Source organism: Sphingomonas sp. LH128 (assembly GCF_000293195.2).
In the GTDB taxonomy this organism is placed as follows: domain Bacteria; phylum Pseudomonadota; class Alphaproteobacteria; order Sphingomonadales; family Sphingomonadaceae; genus Novosphingobium; species Novosphingobium resinovorum_A.
Genome location: NZ_ALVC01000494.1, coordinates 1 through 1,062 on the forward strand (window position 1 = coordinate 1; position 1,062 = coordinate 1,062).

Sequence of the window (1,062 nt, forward strand, 5' to 3'; positions counted from 1 at the left end):
ACGGCCGCGAAGTGGCGGGCGAGCAGCGCGATTGCCGGGTCATGGTCGGGATCGACACCGGCGATACGGCAGTCTTCCATCGCCCTGTTGAGGGCATGAAGGGTCGCGGTAACGGTCGTGAGGCTGCTGGGGTCGATCGCCTGCATGTGACGGAACGGGACGTCGTAGGTCATGGTAGGGCTCCGGGTCAGACCGAGCGCATTCCCGCGCTCGATCCTCCCTTCCCCCTCTCCTCTGCGGCCTCGGACCCTTGGCAGCTTCAGGTCTCGGAGGGGAACCAGTCGACCTCGGTGGCCGTGCCGGTGGCCTCGAGCGCCTCGATGTCGTCGAGCTGCCAGCGCCTGCCGCCGGGTCCAAGATTGGCATAGACCTACTGACTCCACGTTGCGCGCGCGGATGACTTCACGTTGCATTGTGACTCGAGCGCCCCAAGGGCAAACTGCGATATGGGGACGCAGGATCAGCGTGAAGCTGATCCTGCGTCAGAACAGTCCCCCAATCAGTAGGCGTGGGTTGCATCCACCTTACGGTCCGTCACCTATGAATGATCGCCGGGCACGAGTCCGGAATGGCAGATTGGGGACAACCGACTCGAGATAGCTGCCGTACCCGACCGCAGAACGACGGTGTCGGCTGCCGACCAATCCCGGTCGTATATAGATGACTTGAGTAGGGTAAGCGCGAAATTCCGCGCACCTGTTCGGTTGAGTGACGCGGTGTGAAGGATGTGTCCACCAAGGAAGAGGTGGACACATGGAGTTGGCACCGATGGGCCCCTATGGGCTCGAGGTTGTAAGGGTGACGAGTAACGGCCGGCGCTATTATGGTCGGGCGGGGAAGGCACGGTTGATCGAGGCGTGCCTCGAGCCGGGCATATCGGTGGCGAGGCTTGCGCTGGAGCATGGTGTCAACGCCAACCAACTGCGCAAATGGGTCAGGAAGTATCAGGAGCGGCAGAGTGCGAACGGGCAGCGGAGCACGGGGCAGTTGCCGGATCCGTCGGCGTTTATCCGGGTGGAGACGTCTCCGGCGCCTGCGGAGCGACACACTGGTGGGATCGCG

General features: G+C 63.3%; 1 protein-coding gene. It reads left to right on the forward strand.

From position 1 onward, the window contains the following. Positions 1-753 precede the first annotated feature (753 nt). A partial coding sequence (tnpA, locus tag LH128_RS28950) for an IS66-like element accessory protein TnpA (RefSeq protein WP_008833258.1) occupies positions 754-1,062 on the forward strand: 309 nt, incomplete at its 3' end.